This is a genomic window from Pseudonocardia sp. EC080619-01, from assembly GCF_001420995.1.
GTDB lineage: Bacteria > Actinomycetota > Actinomycetes > Mycobacteriales > Pseudonocardiaceae > Pseudonocardia.
Window position 1 is genome coordinate 4,538,207 of record NZ_CP012184.1, and the last position, 14,831, is coordinate 4,553,037.

Below are 14,831 nucleotides of genomic sequence, written 5' to 3' on the forward strand. Positions count from 1 at the left end.
CGCCGTCATGACGGTCCGGTCGGAGGGGCGTGGCGTCGCGGGCCAGGCGGGCCGGTTCGTCGCCGTCGGGATCCTCGGCGCACTGGTCGACTCGGGTGTCTACGCCCTCGCGCTGCACCTCGGTCTGTGGGTGCATGCGGCCCGCGCGCTGAGCTTCGTCTGCGGCACCACCGTCGCGTACGTCCTGAACCGGCGGTGGGCCTTCCGGGTCTCCGGCGGCGCACGCCGTGCGACCGGCTACGCGGTGCTCTACGGGACGATGTTCTTCGTGATCCTCGGGGTGAACGCGCTCGCGCTCGCCCTGCTGCCCGCCGCGTGGTGGGCGGTCCCGGTCGCGTGGGTGCTGTCCCAGGGTGTCGGGACGACCTGTAACTTCGTGCTGCTCCGGACGGTCGTGTTCCGCGACCGCTGAGCCTGCTCAGTCGAGCCCGTTGGACAGTGTGATGGTCTCTCCGGACCGGCACCGCACCCGGCCCGAGACGAGTGCCAGCACGGCGTCGGCGACGTCGTCGGGCTCCAGCAGGCCCGGCCGCGGCCGCCCGCGCGCGAACATCTCCTCGACGTCGGCGCGGCCGGGGTCGGCCAGGTCCGGCCGGATCATCCGGTACGTCGCCGGGTTGTGGATCATCGTGGTGTTCACACCGGCGGGCAGGACCGCGTGCGCGAGGATCCCGTCCGCGGCGACCTCGTGGGCCACCGACCGCACGAGCGCGACCACCCCGGCCTTCGCCGCCGCGTAGTGCGCGGAGTGCGACGCCCCGGTCGTCGCGACCACCGACGACGTCGCGACCAGGTGGCCCGAGCGGCGCTCGACCATGTGCGGCAGCACGGCCCGGAACGTCGTGAAGACCCCGGTGAGGTTGACGTCGATCATCGTCCGCCACTGCCGGTCGGTCATCGTCGCGACCGGGCCCCCGGTCGCGATGCCGGCGTTCGCGACCGCGACGTCGAACCGCTCGACCGCGGCGTCCACGACCTTCTCGACGGCGGCGAGGTCGCGGACGTCGGCGACCAGCCCGAGGCAACTCCGCCCGGTGGCCTCGACCAGCCGCACGGTCTCGTCGAGGTCCTCCGGCGTCGCGGGCGGATAGTCGACACCGTCGACCGGTGCGGCCAGGTCGCAGACGACGACGTCGGCGCCCTCCCGGGCCAGCGTCGTCGCGTGCGCGCGGCCCTGCCCGCGTGCCCCACCGGTGACCAGGGCGACCGTCCCGTCCAGCGTTCCCATGTCCGTCCTCCGCAGCCCCGGGCGCGGTGCCCGGTCCCGAGGTGTCGACCGCGCCCGGCGCCGCGACTCATCGGTCCGCCCGCGGGGCACCCGGATCGATCACGCTGCGTGCGATCGGCTCCGCCCGTGTGGGCCGTGAGGGTGGTGCATCTCCGTGATCGGACCACGATCGGCGACATCGATCTTGCGCAGGGACACGAGAGGCTGGACCGCAGTCGCTCCGCGGTTTCCGGCGCGTTATCCGGATATGAACGTCGACGCCGAGGGACTGACCGCCCCGATCCTCGACCGCAACCAGATCGCGGAGCTGCGGAGGGCCGACAGCGGCCGGCACGGTCACCGTGCCGAGCCGGAACCCGTCACGCCGCCGCCGGCCGGGGCCTGGCTCGCCCTCGTCGTGCTCGGCAACGTCCTCGTGCTGGCGATGCTGGTGCTCGTCGTGCTCCTGAGCTGACCCTCAGGCCAGGTAGAACTCGAGGGTCCGCCCGGCGGCCTCCTTCGCGGTCGCCGCGCCGGCGCCCGACGCCTCGTGCGCGGCCGCCCACTCGCCGGCGGCCCACCGCGTGAGGTCGTTGCCGAGCTCGGTGCCCTCCAGGACCTCGGCCGGGACGCGCGGGTCGCCCGCGAGGTGCATCGCGAGCGGGAGCAGGGAGAAGTCCCAGCCGATCCCGCCCGCGGCCGGGCCGAACCGGGCCCAGTGCTCGTCGTCGGGCACCTCGTGGCGCAGCTCGAGCTCCGTCTCGTCCCCGGCCGGGGTCAGGGTGAGCTCGACCGCGCTGATGCTGCCCTCGTACTCCCACGTCACCCGCAGTGCGCGGGGCTGCGCGCAGCGCTCGACGGTGCCGACCGTCCCGCTGTCCTCGAGCCGGTAGCGGCCGCCCTCGTGCAGATCGCCGGACACCGGCTCGAACCAGCGCGCCAGCCGCTCGGGCTCGGTCCACGCGCTCCAGACCTCCTCGGGGGAGGCCGGGTAGAGCCGGTTCAGGACGATCGTGTGGGTGCGCCCCTCCCCGCCGACCGTGCGGTGCGCCTTCCGGATCTCCGCGGTCAGGTCCATCGAGCGTCTCCATTCGTCGTCACTTATATCAAGTGGGAACGATAGAGCATGCGCCACGACCGCAGGAACCTTCGGCGGGGGCCCGCGGTGATCCTTGTGTGCCGGGTCACAACGGGGCAGAGTCGCCTGAGCGGCCCGCGTCGAGGAGGCACCGAGAGTCCATGGCGATCGAGAACAGCTACTACACCCACGAGTTCCACGGCGACTACGACCTGATCGGCCTCGGGGAGTTCGCGCTCGAGGAGGGCGGGGTGATCCCCGACCTGCAGCTCGCCGTCGCCACGTTCGGCACGCTGAACGCGGCGAAGGACAACGCGATCCTCGTGACCACCTGGTACTCCGGGACCCACCAGATCTTCCGGGACGTCTACATCGGTCCCGAGCACGCGCTGAACCCCGAGAAGTACTTCATCGTCGTCGTCAACCAGATCGGCAACGGCCTCTCGACGAGCCCGCACAACGCGGCCGGCCCCAACGCCTCGATCGCGATGTCGCGGTTCCCGCACGTCCGGATCGGCGACGACGTCCGCGCCCAGGAGCAGCTGCTGAGCGAGCACTACGGCATCGAGACCCTGCAGCTCGTCGTCGGTGGCTCGATGGGCGCCCAGCAGACCTACGAGTGGATGGTGCGCTTCCCCGGGCGGGTGAAGCGGGCCGCCCCGATCGCGGGCACCGCGCAGAACACCCCGCACGACTTCCTCTTCACCAAGGCGCTGGTCGAGGCGATCACCTCCGATCCCGGCTTCAAGGACGGCGAGTACTCCTCGAACGCCGACGTCGTCGACGGGCTCAAGCGGCACGCCGGCATCTGGGCGGTGATGGGTTTCTCCACCGAGTTCTGGAAGCAGGAGGTCTGGCGCGCCCTGGAGTTCGACTCCAAGGAGGCGTTCATGGAGGGGTTCCTCGAGCCCTACTTCACCGCGATGGACCCGAACGACCTGCTCTGCATGGCGTGGAAGTGGCAGCGCGGCGACGTCGCCCGGCACACCGGCGGCGATCTCGCCGAGGCGCTGGGCCGCAACGAGGCGGTCACCCGGATCGTCCCGATCAACGAGGACATGTTCTTCCCGGTCCGCGACCACGAGTACGAGCTGGAGCTGACCCCGCACGCGACGATCCGGGTGATCGACGACCTGCTCGGGCACCTGGCGCTGTTCGGTGTCGCCCCGACCTATATCGGCCAGGTCGACCGCTACCTGCAGGAGCTGCTGGGCGAGGACGTCTGACGGCCGGCCGGCTGCCCGCCGGTGCGGAGCGCCTCCGCCAGCAGCTCGCGGTGCGCGGCGAGCGCCTCGGCGGTGGCGCCCTCCGCGGCGCCCGCGGCGACCTCGTCGGTGACGACCCGGAATGCGGCGTTGACCGTGGCGGCCAGCAGCCGGACCTGGGCGGAGTCCGGGGCGAGCCCGGCCCGCGGAGCGAGCACGGCGGCGAGCGTCGGTTCGGCCTGCTCCTGCAGCACAAGCCAGACGGCGCGCAGCGCCGGCGTGTCCCGGGTCATCCGCACGACCGCGAGCACCTCCTCGGTCTCGCCGTCCGGGCCGCCGGTCGCGAAGGTGTAGGCCCCGCGCAGGTGTGCGGTCAGCTCTGTCCCCTCCGGCCAGGACCGCAGGACGTCCCGGAAGCCCTCGATGGACACCGAGAGCAGCGGCTCGACGAGGCTCTCCTTGGTCCGGAACAGCCGCCAGAGGGTCCGCTCCGACACGCCGGCCGCCCGCGCGACGTCGGCGCCGGAGGTCGCGGCCATTCCGTGCTCCCGGAAGAGCCGCACGGCGGCCCGGGAGACGGCCAGGCGCTGCGCGCGCCGGCCCTGCTCGCTCATCGGCGGCCGTCCACGGCGGGCCGTGCCCTGTTCTCCGGTCACGGCGGCCTCCCCCGGTCCGGGTGTTCGTGACGTCGCCACCGTAAACGGTCATGTTTGTGGCAGAAACTGCCATCAAATCGTAGGGTGAGGGCACCACCACCCGAGGAGGACGCCCGATGACCCTCGCCGCCGAACGCCCGCAGCTCCCGTTCGCCCGCCCCAACATCCTCGACCTGGCCCCGTTCTACGAGGTGCTCCGCCGGGAGGCCCCGGTCGCCCCGGTGACCACCCCCGCCGGTGACCCCGCCTGGCTGGTGACCCGGTTCTCCGAGGTCCGCGACCTGCTGGGGGACAAGCGGTTCGGCCGGTCCCACCCGGAGCCCGAGAAGGCGTCCCGGATCAGCACCGCGGCCGTGCAGGACGGGCCGACCGGCGACTACGCCTCCGAGGCCGACGAGCACGCCCGGATGCGCCGCCTCCTCACCCCGGCGTTCTCCGCGAAGCGGATGCGACGGCTGTCCGGGCACGTCCAGGAGCTGGTCGACGGTTACGTCGACGCCCTGCTCGCCGACCACGACACGGCTGCGGACGGCGTCGTCGACCTGCACGCGCACCTCGCCTTCCCGCTGCCGGTCGCGGTGATCTGCACCCTGCTCGGCGTCCCCGAGTCCGACGGCGAGTACTTCCGCGCGCTGTCGGACCGGATGGCCACCTTCTCCGGCCAGGACGCGCACGACGCCCGGACCGAGTTCGGCCGCTACATGGCGGGCCTCGCCGAGGGCAAGCGCGCCGCACCGGCCGAGGACGTCATCAGCGACCTCGTGCAGGCGCAGGCCGACGACGAGACGTTCGGCTACCCGGAGATGGTGCGGCTCTGCGTCGGGCTGCTGTTCGCCGGCCACGAGACGACGGTGAACCGGATCGGCCTCGGCCTGCTGTTCCTCATGAACAACCGCGACCAGTGGGACGCCCTGGTCGCCGACCCGGACGGCCGGATCGACGCCGTGATCGAGGAGATCATGCGCCTCGGGGCGCCGGGCGACCTCGGCCTGCTCCGCTACGCGCACACCGACGTCGAGATCGGCGGCGTGACGATCGAGCGCGGCGACGCGCTGATCCTGTCGATCAACGCGGCGAACCGGGACACCGGCGTCTTCGCCGACGCCGAGACCTTCGACCCGGACCGCGGCGAGCGCGGGCACATCGGGTTCGGCCACGGCCCGCACTTCTGCATCGGCGCGAGCCTCGCCCGTACCGAGCTGCGCGCCGTGTTCGTCACGCTCGCCCGCCGGGTCCCGGAGCTGCGCCTGGCGATCGGGATGGACGAGCTCGACATCCGCACCGACCACCTCACCGGCGGCGTCCGCAGCCTGCCGGTGCAGTGGTGAGAGGAGGGGCACCGATGAAGGTCGAGGTCGACCAGGACTCCTGCGTGGGGTCCGGGCAGTGCCTGCTCACCGCACCGGACGTGTTCGACCAGCGTGACTCGGACGCGATCGTCGAGCTGCTCGACGCCGAGCCGCCGGAGGGCGAGCACCAGGCGGTGCGGCACGCCGCCTCCGGCTGCCCGGCCGCGGCGATCACCGTCCACGAGGGCTGATCGCTCCCCGGGCGACGAGTCCGGACCGATGAGTCCGGGCCGCCTCCACGGTCGACCCTCGTGGACGACACAGGACGACCGTGGAGGCACACCCGTGCGCACCCTCGCCATCACCCAGAACATCACCCTCGACGGAGCCGTGGAGATGCTCGGCTCCTGGTTCGACCCGACGGCCGACGCCGGGGACCAGCAGGCCGAGATGCACCGGCAGGACGCGAGCTGTGACGCCGTCCTGCTCGGGAGGCGGACCTTCACCGACTTCCGCGGGTTCTGGCCCGAGCAGACCGACGACACCACCGGCGTCACCGCGTACCTCGACAAGGTCCAGAAGTACGTCGTGTCCTCGACCCTGACCGATCCGGAGTGGGTGAACTCGACGATCCTCGCCGGTGACCCGGTCGCCGAGGTGACGGCGCTCAAGGAGGCGTCCGGCCAGGACATCGTCGTCACCGGCAGCATCGATCTCTGCCACACGCTGATCGCGGCCGGGCTGGTCGACGAGCTGCGCCTGTTCCACTACCCGGTCGTGCAGGGCCGCGGCCGCGGCCTGTTCCCGGACGGCTGGTCGCGGGAGGGGCTGCGGCTCACCGACGCGAAGAGCTTCAGCGGCGGGGTGACCTACACCTGCCACAGCCTGCGCTGACGGCGGTCCGGGTCACGCGTCGTCGGCCGCGGCGGCGCGCTCGACCCGGTTCCGCACCGCCCGCGACACCAGCACCCCCGCGACGACGGCGACCACCAGGCCGACCCAGGAGAACCGCTTCAGCCAGGTCTCGGCGACCAGACCCAGCAGGTAGATCGCGGTGACGGTGCCGCCGGCCCACAGGATCGCGCCGGTCGCGTTCGCGGCGAGGAAGGCCGGGTAGCGCATGCGCATGGTCCCGGCGAGCGGTCCGGCGAGAATCCGCAGGATCGCGACGAACCGTCCGAACAGGACGGCCCACACGCCGTGCCGGTCGAAGATCCGCTGCGCGACGGTGACGTGCCGCGGTCCGAGGTGCCGCGGGAACCGCCGGCCGAGCCGGTCCAGCAGCCCGGTGCCGTAGCGGCGGCCGACCGAGTAGCCGATCGAGTCGCCGACGATCGCCCCCGCCGCGGCGAACCCGGCGACCATCACCGGGTCGACGTGCGATCCCGGCCGCGCGGCCAGCAGCGCGGCCGCGACCAGCACGATCTCGCCGGGGAGCGGGATGCCGATGCTCTCGACACCGACCACGGCCGCGCAGAGCAGGTAGATCGCGAGCGGGGGGATCGCCATCAGGAGCATGTCGACGTGCACCGGTCCATCATGCCTGCGACCGGGGGCTGCGCCGGAGGCCCGGGGGAGGCATCATCCGGGTACGTGAGCACATCGCTGGAGCGGGTCTTCCTCGCCGCCCACGACGACCTCCCCCGCGAGGCACCGGGATCGGAGGAGACCACCGCGCTGCTGCAGCTGGCGGGGGAGCTCCCGGACCGGCCCCGGATCGTCGACATCGGCTGCGGGACCGGGCCCGCCACCCTGCCGCTGGCCGCCGCGACCGGCGGGGACGTCGTCGCCGTCGACCTGCACGAGCCGTACCTGCGGCGGTTGCAGGCCCGCGCCGCGGTCTCCGGGCTCGGCGAGCGGGTCCGGCCCCTGGTCGCGCCGATGGACGACCTCCCGCTGCCGGACGGCGAGGCCGACCTGGTGTGGTCGGAGGGCGCCGCCTACGTCATGGGGTTCGACGCCGCACTGTCGTCCTGGCGGCGGCTGCTCGCCCCGGACGGGGTGCTGGTGCTGACCGAGGCGGAGTGGACGACGCCCGCGCCGTCACCGGGCGCCCGGGAGTTCTGGGACGCCGGCTACCCGGCGATGCGGACGACCGCGGACAACGTGGCCGCCGCGCAGCGCGCCGGGTACACGGTCCGGGCCGCCTACCTGCTGCCGGACTCCGACTGGGACGCCTACTACCGCCCGCTGGCCGCGCGGATCGAGCTGCTGCGCGCCGACGGGGTGGACCCGGCAGCGCTCGACGAGGTCGGCCACGAGATCGACGTCCGCGACCGGTACGGCACCGAGTACGGCTACACCGCCTACGTGCTGCGGCCCCGCGGAGCCGGCTCAGCGGGGCAGTGACGCCCCGGCGCAGACGGTGAGCGTCTGACCGGTGATGGCTCCGCCGTCCGGGCCGACCAGCAGCTCGACCAGGGCGGCGACCTCCTCCGGTCGCACGCGGCGACCGAGCGGCGGCAACAGCGGCGGGGTGCCGGACCGGCCGGGGTCGGCCAGCATCGGCGTCTCGGTCGGGCCGGGGGCGACGACGTTCACCGTGATCCGGCGGGCGGCGAGCTCGGCCGCCCAGGAGCGGGCCATCGCCTCCAGCGCGGCCTTGGTCGCCGCGTACTGGCTCTTCCCGGGCGAGCCGCCCGCGGTGCGGCTGCCGACCAGGACGATCCGGCCGCCGTCGGGGATCCGGTCGAGCAGCGCCCCGGCGAGCTCCGCGGCCGCGGCCACGTGCACCCGCCACATGAGGTCCCCGGCCTCGGCGTCGAGCGCACCGAGCGGGGCGGTGCGCTGGAGCCCCGCCGCGTGCACGACGGCGTCGACCGGACCGGTCCCGGCGACCGCACCGGCGACCGCGGCCGGCCCGGCCAGGTCGGCGGCGACCCAGGCGAGCCCGTCGCGCGGTGCGGGGGCGCTGCGGGACAGCCCGGTGACCCTCCAGCCGGCGTCGAGCAGCCTGGCGGTGACGGCCGCCCCGATACCGGAGCTGACCCCGGTGACGACGGCGTGCGGCGCGGTCTCAGCCACCCGTCGCCGCCGGGGTCAGGTGCACGTGCCGGATCGCCTGCCGGTAGACGGTGTAGGCGATGTCCAGGCCGCCGTCGGCCGCGGCCCGGATCGTCGGGTACGAGAACTCCCGGTTCCGCTTGCCGCGCGAGTCGTTGACGAGGCAGAACCCGTCGCCGGTCTCCAGGTCGCGGCGGACCGGCCAGGTCCGGCCGCCGTCGTCGGAGATCGCGAGGGTCATCGGGGCGCGTGGGGCTCCCCAGAACGCGCCCTCCCGGAGCGCGTCGGCAGCGGCGGCCGCGGTGCCCACGTCGCCGCTGTCGGAGATCTCGTCGTAGAGCGACGCCCGCCGCGCAGTCGCGTCGGCCCGGCTGCTGGGGTTCCCGACGAGTGCGAGCCGGCCGTCGGCGAGCCCGACGACCTGGACCGACGAGTTGTTGTTCGGCAGCTCGACGGGTTCGGGCGCCGACCAGGTGCCGCCGTCGTCGGTGGAGACCGAGCGGTGCACGGCGTCGGCGCGGCGGCTGCGGTAGAGCGCGACGAGCGATCCGTCCGGCCGGGCGACGACGTTCATGTGGACCTGCCCGGTGCTGTCCGGGACGGCGGTCTCGCGCCAGGTGGCGCCGTCGTCGTCGGAGACCATCACGGCGGACGTGTCGAGGTCACCGACCCAGCGGCCCTCGGGCGGGGTCACGCAGTGCCAGACCGGCAGCAGCCACCGGCCGCTCCGGGTGACGACGACCGGCTGCCGCACGAACACCCCGCCGCCGGGCCCGGCCGGGAACAGCGTGCGCCGCGCGTCCCAGGTGCGGCCGCCGTCGCCGGAGGTGCGGACGCGGACCTCGGCGGTGTCCTGATTGCCCGCGACCTGCGCGGTCCACAGCAGCCACACCGTGCCGGACGGGGCGACGAACAGGAGCGGGTTCTGCTCGGAACGCTCCGGGTCGTCCGACAGGGCGACCGGCCCGGTCCAGCGGTCGGAGCCCGGTTCGAGGCGGGAGTACCGCACCCCGATGTCGGGCACGCCCTCCTGGGTGCCGCCGAACCACACGCACCCCAGCGCGCCGCCGGGCAGCTCCATCAGGTTCGCGGCGTGGTTCTGGACGTCCGGCGCCGGCAGCAGCGCGTCGCGCCGGTCCGGTTCGCCGGCGTGCGGGCGGAGCAGGCCGTCGGCGGGGCCGGGCAGCTCGGCCGGTGCGGTCTCGGTGACGGTCACGGGCGGGTACCTCCGGACGGTGCGGGGACGGCCCCGGCCAGCGCGGAACGCGGCTTCCGGCCCCGGACGGCCGCCGGGTCCAGCGACGCGGCCCGCAGCCGCCGGGTGACCTCGTGGGTGGGGGAGCCGAGCACCTCGGCGGTCCGGCCGGACTCGACGACCCGGCCGTGCGAGAGGACGACGACGTTCTCGGTGATCTCCCGGACGACGCCCAGGTTGTGGGCGATCACCACGAAGGTCAGGCCGGACTCGCGCTGCAGCTCCCGCAGCAGGTCGAGGACCTGGGCCTGCACCGAGACGTCGAGCGCCGAGGTGGCCTCGTCGCAGACCAGCAGCTCGGGGTCGCTGGCCAGCGCGCGGGCGATCCCGATCCGCTGGCGCTGGCCACCGGAGAACTCCGAGGGCCGCCGGGCGGCCGCGGACGCGGGCATACCGACCCGGTCGAGCAGCGCGACCGCGCGCCGCTCGCGCTCGGCCCGGCCGCGGATCCCGCGCAGGGCCAGCGGTTCCGCGACGATCCGGCCCGCGGTGAGGTGCGGGTCGAGCGAGCCGTACGGGTCCTGGAAGATCATCTGGACCTTCCGGCGGTGGGCCCGCAGCTTCCGCTCGGGCAGCGTCGCCACGTCGACGCCGTCCAGCTCGATCGCCCCCGCCGTCGGCCGGATCAGCCGCACCAGGCAGCGCGCGATCGTCGACTTGCCGCAGCCCGACCCGCCGACCACGGCCAGGGAGCCGCCGCGGTCCACGGACAGGTCGACGCCGTCGACGGCGCGGAAGTCGCCGAACGCGACGGTCAGGCCGCGGACGGCCAGGTGCGGGGTCATGACGGGGTCCCTTCGAGGGTGGGGACGGCGGCGATCAGGCGACGCGTGTACTCCTCGCGCGGGGCCCCCACGACCTGCTCCACCTCGCCGGACTCGACGAACGCCCCGGACCGCATCACGTGGATCCGGTCGGAGACGAGCCGGGCGACGCCCAGGTCGTGGGTGATCAGCAGCATCCCGACGCCGGTGCGTTCCTGCAGCTCCAGCAGCAGGTCGAGGATCCCGGCCTGCACGGTGACGTCGAGGGCCGAGGTCGGCTCGTCGGCGACGATCAGCCGCGGCTCGCCGGCCAGCGCGATCGCGATCAGGACGCGCTGCAGCATCCCGCCGGAGAGCTGGTGCGGGTAGGAGCGCCACTGCGTCTCCGGGCGGGCGACGTGCACCTGGTCGAGCAGCGCGATCCCGCGCTCGCGGACCGTGCTCCGCGACAGCTCCGGATGACGCAGCCGCAGGGCGTGCCCGAGCTGGGCCCCGATCGTGTGCACCGGGGACAGCGCCGTCATCGGGTCCTGCGGGACGAGGGACACCCCGCGGCCGCGGACCGCGGCCGGGGCGCGCGGATCGGTGAGCACGTCGACGGGGGCGGCGTCCGGGTCGAGCGCGTAGCGCACCGCCCCGCTCACCACGGCGGTCCCGGCGGGCAGCAGGCCGAGCACGGCCATCGCCGTCGTCGACTTGCCCGAGCCGGACTCGCCGATGAGCGTGACGGTCTCGCCGGCGCCGACGTGCAGGTCGACGCCGTCGACCGCGCGGACCACACCGCGCTCGGTCACCAGCTCCACCTGCAGGTCCGCGACCTCCAGCAGCGGGGTCATCGGGTCGCCTCCTTCCGGCCCAGGCCGAGGAACCGGGGCCGGCCGACGCCGCCCGGCCGGTCGCGCAGACCGTCGCCGAGCAGGTTCACGCCGACCACGAGCAGCACGATGACCAGGCCCGGGAGGGTGGCGATCCACCACGACGTCGTCACGTAGTCCTGGCCGTCGGAGACGATCCGGCCCCAGGTCGCGAACGGCCGCTCCGGACCGGCCCCCAGGTACGACAGCGCGCTCTCCAGCAGCACCGCCTGGGCGAGCAGCAGGAGCACCACGAGCGACGCCGGCTTCACCACGTTCGGCACCACGTGCCGGACCGGGATCGCCGGGCGGCCGAGCCCGAGGGTGCGGGCCGCGTCGATGTAGGGCTTCCCCCGCTCGACGAGCACCAGCGACCGGGTCAGCCGGAACACCTCCGGCCACTGCGCCACCGCGATCACCGCGGTGATCACCGGGATCGACGAGCCGAACAGCGCGACGACGAGCAGCAGCATCATCAGCAGCGGCAGCGCCATCTGCGCCTCGGCGAGCCGGGACGCGACGGCGTCGGTCCACCCGCCGAGGAAGCCGGCCAGCGAGCCGAGCGTGAGCCCGATCAGCCCGGACACCAGCACGGCGAGGATCCCGACGGTCAGCGACACCTGGCCGCCCGAGAGCACCCGGGCGAGGAGGTCGCGGCCGAGCTGGTCGGTGCCGAACAGGTGGCCGTCGGTCAGCGGGGGCAGGCGGCGGGCCGAGAGCTCCTGGGCGTCCGGGTCGGGCAGCGGCAGCACCGTCGCCAGCAGCACCGGCAGCACGACGAGCGCCGTGCAGACCGTGCCGATCCAGATCTTGACCCGCGAGGCGCGGGCCCGGCGGTGTGCCGGGGACGCCGCGGCGAGCTCCGGCGTGACGGCGGAGGGGCGGCCGGTGGGTGCCGCCGTCCGCTCCGGGACGGTCGTGCTCATCGCGCGGACTCCTTTCCGAGCCGGACCCGCGGGTCGAGCAGCGGGTACGCGAGGTCGATCAGCAGCTGGACGCCGATCGCCAGCGCGGCGGTGACCAGCACCGTCGCCTGGATCAGCGGGTAGTCGCGGGTCTCCAGGGCGCGGACGACGAGCGAGCCGACGCCGGGCCAGGAGAGCACCACCTCGACGACCACGACGCCGTTGAGCATCGCGGCGAACCGGGTGCCGAGCGCGGTGAGGACGGGGATGGCGGAGTTCGCCATCGCGAAGCGCCAGACGAGCGTGCGCTCGCTCGTCCCGCGGGCCCGGGCGACCGTCAGGTACGGCGAGGTCAGCGCCCCCGTCATCTCCCGGCGGACCAGCCGGGAGATCAGCGCGATCTGCAGGATCGCCACCGTGAGCGTCGGCAGCACCAGCCCCGACCAGGTCGCGAACCCGGACGCCGGCAGCACCGGGACCAGCACCGAGAACAGCGTGAGCAGCATGACGCCGCTCCAGAAGTCGGGCATCGACTGCCCGGCGACCGTGACGACGTTGGCCCCGAGCTCGCGGCCGGTGTCGGCGCGCCGGGCCATCCAGATGCCCAGCGGCACGGCGACGAGCGTCGTCACCAGCACGGCGGAGACCGCGAGGGTGATCGTGTACGGCACCCGGCCGAGGACGACGTCGAGTGCGGGCGCCTGGAACGAGTAGCTGGTCCCGAGGTCACCGGCCAGCAGGTTCCGCAGGAACGTCAGGTACTGGGTGAGCACCGGCTCGTCCAGGCCGAGCTGGGCGCGGATCCGCTCGAGGTCCTCGGGCGAGGCGTTCGGACCGGCGTAGGCGGCGGCCGGGTCGCCCGGGGCGAGCCGCACCAGCACGAACACGGTCGAGATCGTCAGGAAGATCGTGAGCAGGCCCTGCCCGACGCGGACCACGGCGTAGCGGGCGAGCCCGGCGGCCCGGGACGGCGCGCGGCGAGCGGCGGAGCCCGTCCCGGTGGGCGCGGTCGTGACGGTCATGCCGATGCCCCCAGCGCGACGGAGGAGAGGTCGTAGGAGTTGGTGGGCAGCAGCTCGATGCCGGAGACCCGCTGCCGGCGGGCCTGCACGACGTCGGGCACGAACGCCCAGAGGCACGGCCAGGTGTCCCAGATCTTCTTCTGGGCGCCGGCGAGGGCGGCCTCCCGGCGGGCCGGGTCGGTCTCGGCCGCCGCGGCGTCCAGCGTGCGGGCGACCTCGGGCACGACGTAGCCCTGGTAGGTGTCGCGGGTCCGCTCCTTGGCCGGGGTGCCGCCGTACATGCCCTGCAGCACGGTCGCGGCCTCGCCGGTGGGCCCGGCGAACCCGTTGCCGAGCACGTCCCAGTCCCCGCCGCGGCCCTGCCGCCAGGCGGTGATGTCCCCGCCGGGCTGGAACTGCTGCAGCCGGGTGCGGACGCCGACCCGGCCGAGCATCCCGGCGACCGACTCCATCACCGAGGTGTCGGCGGGGAACTCGCCCGACTCCCAGATGATCGTCAGCTCCAGGTCGCGCACGCCGGCCGCGTCGAGCATCTGCCGGCAGCGGGCCGGGTCGTAGCGGTAGCCGCCGGTGTCGGCGGCGCCGCTCAGCGCCGAGGCGACGACGCCGCGGGCGGGTTGCACCGAGCCGACCAGGACGTCGCGGGCCAGTGCCTCGCCGTCGACGGCGTAGGTCAGCGCCTCGCGCACCCGGGGATCGGCCAGCGGGTGCCCCGGGGGCTTGCGGAAGTTGTAGAAGAGCTGGTTGGTGCGGGTGCTGGGGGAGCGGTCCAGGATCACCGACGGCAGCCCGGCGAGCTGCTCGGCGGAGTCGGGGGTGATGCTGTCGATGACGTCGAGCTCGCCCGAGCGCATCGCGACGACCCGGCTGGACTCCTCGGGCACGAACCGGACCTGCACCGACTCCAGGTGCGCCGCGGCACCCCAGTAGTTCTCGTTGCGGACCAGCGTGTAGTCGCCGGTGCCGGTGTTCGCCTCGGCGACCCGGAAGGGGCCGGAGCCGATGCCGTCGGTGAGCTGCTCGGGGCGGTTGGCCGCGGCCGGGGTGACGAGGACGTTCGCCATCAGCAGGTCCATCACCGGCACCGGGTCCGAGGTCACCAGCCGGAACGTCCGGTCGTCGACCGGGCGCACCGTCGGGATCTCGGGGAACAGGCTGGCGATGAACCCGCCGTTGACCTCGCCGTAGCACCGCAGTGCCACGTCGACGTCGGTCACGGTGACGGGGCTGCCGTCGGAGTAGCGGACGCCGTCGCGCAGCCGGACCGTCCACTCGGTGGGCCCGGTCCGCTCGAAGCGGTCGGCGAGCACCGGCTGCGCGGTCTGGCCGGGGCCGACCCGGGTCAGGGCCTGCCGGACGGCGCGCTGGACGGTGACGGCGCCGTCGAACTGGTTGAGCTTGTTGTCCAGGCTGGCGAGGGAGCGGTTGAGCCCGAGGACGATCGTCCCGGGGCCGGGTGCGCCGGTCGGGCCGGCGCATCCGGCGAGCGGGACGGCCGCGGTCCCGGCGACGGCCAGTGCGGTCCACCGCAGGAACGCCCGGCGGTCGAGTCGCGGGCCGGCCTGTCGGTCAAGGGTCATCGTCGACCTCCGG

Annotated in this window: 18 protein-coding genes; 7 read left to right on the top strand and 11 right to left on the bottom strand. The window is 74.2% G+C overall.

Going from position 1 to position 14,831, the window contains the following annotated elements:
• The first annotated feature begins 7 nt into the window (after positions 1-7).
• Positions 8-412, top strand: a complete 405-nt coding sequence (locus AD017_RS21255) for a GtrA family protein (protein WP_060576524.1) — start codon at positions 8-10, stop codon at positions 410-412.
• Between the two features lie 6 nt (positions 413-418).
• Here AD017_RS21255 and AD017_RS21260 read toward each other — a convergent pair whose 3' ends face one another.
• On the bottom strand, positions 419-1,228 hold the full coding sequence (locus AD017_RS21260) for a mycofactocin-coupled SDR family oxidoreductase (protein ID WP_060575252.1): 810 nt from the start codon (positions 1,226-1,228) through the stop codon (positions 419-421).
• A gap of 247 nt (positions 1,229-1,475) precedes the next feature.
• Between AD017_RS21260 and AD017_RS21265 the strand changes: the two genes are divergently transcribed.
• The gene (locus AD017_RS21265; RefSeq protein WP_010227918.1) at positions 1,476-1,682 is read left to right on the top strand and encodes a hypothetical protein; all 207 of its coding nucleotides are present in this window, start codon (positions 1,476-1,478) and stop codon (positions 1,680-1,682) included.
• Positions 1,683-1,685: 3 nt separating this feature from the next.
• On the opposite strand, the gene AD017_RS21270 is transcribed toward AD017_RS21265, so the two are convergent.
• Positions 1,686-2,285 carry an SRPBCC family protein gene (locus tag AD017_RS21270; protein ID WP_060575253.1) on the bottom strand — a complete coding sequence of 200 codons (600 nt, stop codon included), beginning with the start codon at positions 2,283-2,285 and terminating at the stop codon, positions 1,686-1,688.
• A 161-nt stretch (positions 2,286-2,446) separates the two neighbouring features.
• On the opposite strand from AD017_RS21270, the gene AD017_RS21275 reads away from it, so the two are divergent.
• On the top strand, positions 2,447-3,511 hold the full coding sequence (locus AD017_RS21275; RefSeq protein ID WP_060575254.1) for an alpha/beta fold hydrolase: 1,065 nt from the start codon (positions 2,447-2,449) through the stop codon (positions 3,509-3,511).
• On the opposite strand, the gene AD017_RS21280 is transcribed toward AD017_RS21275, so the two are convergent.
• Entirely contained in the window at positions 3,478-4,146 is a 669-nt protein-coding gene (locus tag AD017_RS21280) for a TetR/AcrR family transcriptional regulator (protein ID WP_227012808.1), read from the bottom strand. The genes AD017_RS21275 and AD017_RS21280 overlap by 34 nt on opposite strands.
• Positions 4,147-4,262: 116 nt before the next feature.
• On the opposite strand from AD017_RS21280, the gene AD017_RS21285 reads away from it, so the two are divergent.
• From AD017_RS21285 to AD017_RS21295, 3 genes are all read left to right on the top strand, one after another.
• The gene (locus AD017_RS21285; RefSeq protein WP_010227912.1) at positions 4,263-5,474 is read left to right on the top strand and encodes a cytochrome P450; all 1,212 of its coding nucleotides are present in this window, start codon (positions 4,263-4,265) and stop codon (positions 5,472-5,474) included.
• 14 nt (positions 5,475-5,488) lie between these two features.
• Positions 5,489-5,686 (top strand): ferredoxin, encoded by a 198-nt coding sequence (locus tag AD017_RS21290; protein ID WP_010227910.1) that lies wholly within the window; start codon positions 5,489-5,491, stop codon positions 5,684-5,686.
• A 94-nt stretch (positions 5,687-5,780) separates the two neighbouring features.
• Positions 5,781-6,329, top strand: a complete 549-nt coding sequence (locus AD017_RS21295; RefSeq protein ID WP_060575256.1) for a dihydrofolate reductase family protein — start codon at positions 5,781-5,783, stop codon at positions 6,327-6,329.
• 12 nt (positions 6,330-6,341) lie between these two features.
• Here AD017_RS21295 and AD017_RS21300 read toward each other — a convergent pair whose 3' ends face one another.
• On the bottom strand, positions 6,342-6,965 hold the full coding sequence (locus AD017_RS21300) for a DedA family protein (protein ID WP_010227905.1): 624 nt from the start codon (positions 6,963-6,965) through the stop codon (positions 6,342-6,344).
• A 63-nt stretch (positions 6,966-7,028) separates the two neighbouring features.
• On the opposite strand from AD017_RS21300, the gene AD017_RS21305 reads away from it, so the two are divergent.
• Complete coding sequence (locus AD017_RS21305; RefSeq protein WP_060575257.1) at positions 7,029-7,784, top strand: class I SAM-dependent methyltransferase; 756 nt, start codon at positions 7,029-7,031, stop codon at positions 7,782-7,784.
• On the opposite strand, the gene AD017_RS21310 is transcribed toward AD017_RS21305, so the two are convergent.
• The 7 genes from AD017_RS21310 to AD017_RS21340 are packed head-to-tail and all read right to left on the bottom strand — an operon-like array spanning position 7,770 to position 14,818.
• Positions 7,770-8,459 (bottom strand): SDR family NAD(P)-dependent oxidoreductase, encoded by a 690-nt coding sequence (locus AD017_RS21310; RefSeq protein WP_060575258.1) that lies wholly within the window; start codon positions 8,457-8,459, stop codon positions 7,770-7,772. The two genes, AD017_RS21305 and AD017_RS21310, sit on opposite strands and share 15 nt — an antisense overlap.
• A complete protein-coding gene (locus tag AD017_RS21315; RefSeq protein WP_082398853.1) occupies positions 8,452-9,654 on the bottom strand; it encodes an exo-alpha-sialidase in 1,203 nt (400 codons plus the stop codon). Before AD017_RS21315 ends, AD017_RS21310 begins: the two co-directional genes overlap by 8 nt.
• Positions 9,651-10,478 carry a dipeptide/oligopeptide/nickel ABC transporter ATP-binding protein gene (locus tag AD017_RS21320; protein WP_060575259.1) on the bottom strand — a complete coding sequence of 276 codons (828 nt, stop codon included), beginning with the start codon at positions 10,476-10,478 and terminating at the stop codon, positions 9,651-9,653. Before AD017_RS21320 ends, AD017_RS21315 begins: the two co-directional genes overlap by 4 nt.
• Positions 10,475-11,293, bottom strand: coding sequence for an ABC transporter ATP-binding protein (locus tag AD017_RS21325; RefSeq protein WP_060575260.1), 819 nt, complete (start codon positions 11,291-11,293; stop codon positions 10,475-10,477). The genes AD017_RS21320 and AD017_RS21325 overlap by 4 nt, the downstream gene beginning before the upstream one ends.
• Positions 11,290-12,237, bottom strand: coding sequence for an ABC transporter permease (locus tag AD017_RS21330; RefSeq protein WP_060575261.1), 948 nt, complete (start codon positions 12,235-12,237; stop codon positions 11,290-11,292). The genes AD017_RS21325 and AD017_RS21330 overlap by 4 nt, the downstream gene beginning before the upstream one ends.
• Entirely contained in the window at positions 12,234-13,238 is a 1,005-nt protein-coding gene (locus AD017_RS21335) for an ABC transporter permease (protein WP_202968889.1), read from the bottom strand. Before AD017_RS21335 ends, AD017_RS21330 begins: the two co-directional genes overlap by 4 nt.
• The gene (locus AD017_RS21340) at positions 13,235-14,818 is read right to left on the bottom strand and encodes an ABC transporter substrate-binding protein (RefSeq protein ID WP_060575262.1); all 1,584 of its coding nucleotides are present in this window, start codon (positions 14,816-14,818) and stop codon (positions 13,235-13,237) included. The genes AD017_RS21335 and AD017_RS21340 overlap by 4 nt, the downstream gene beginning before the upstream one ends.
• Between the last annotated feature and the right edge of the window lie 13 nt (positions 14,819-14,831).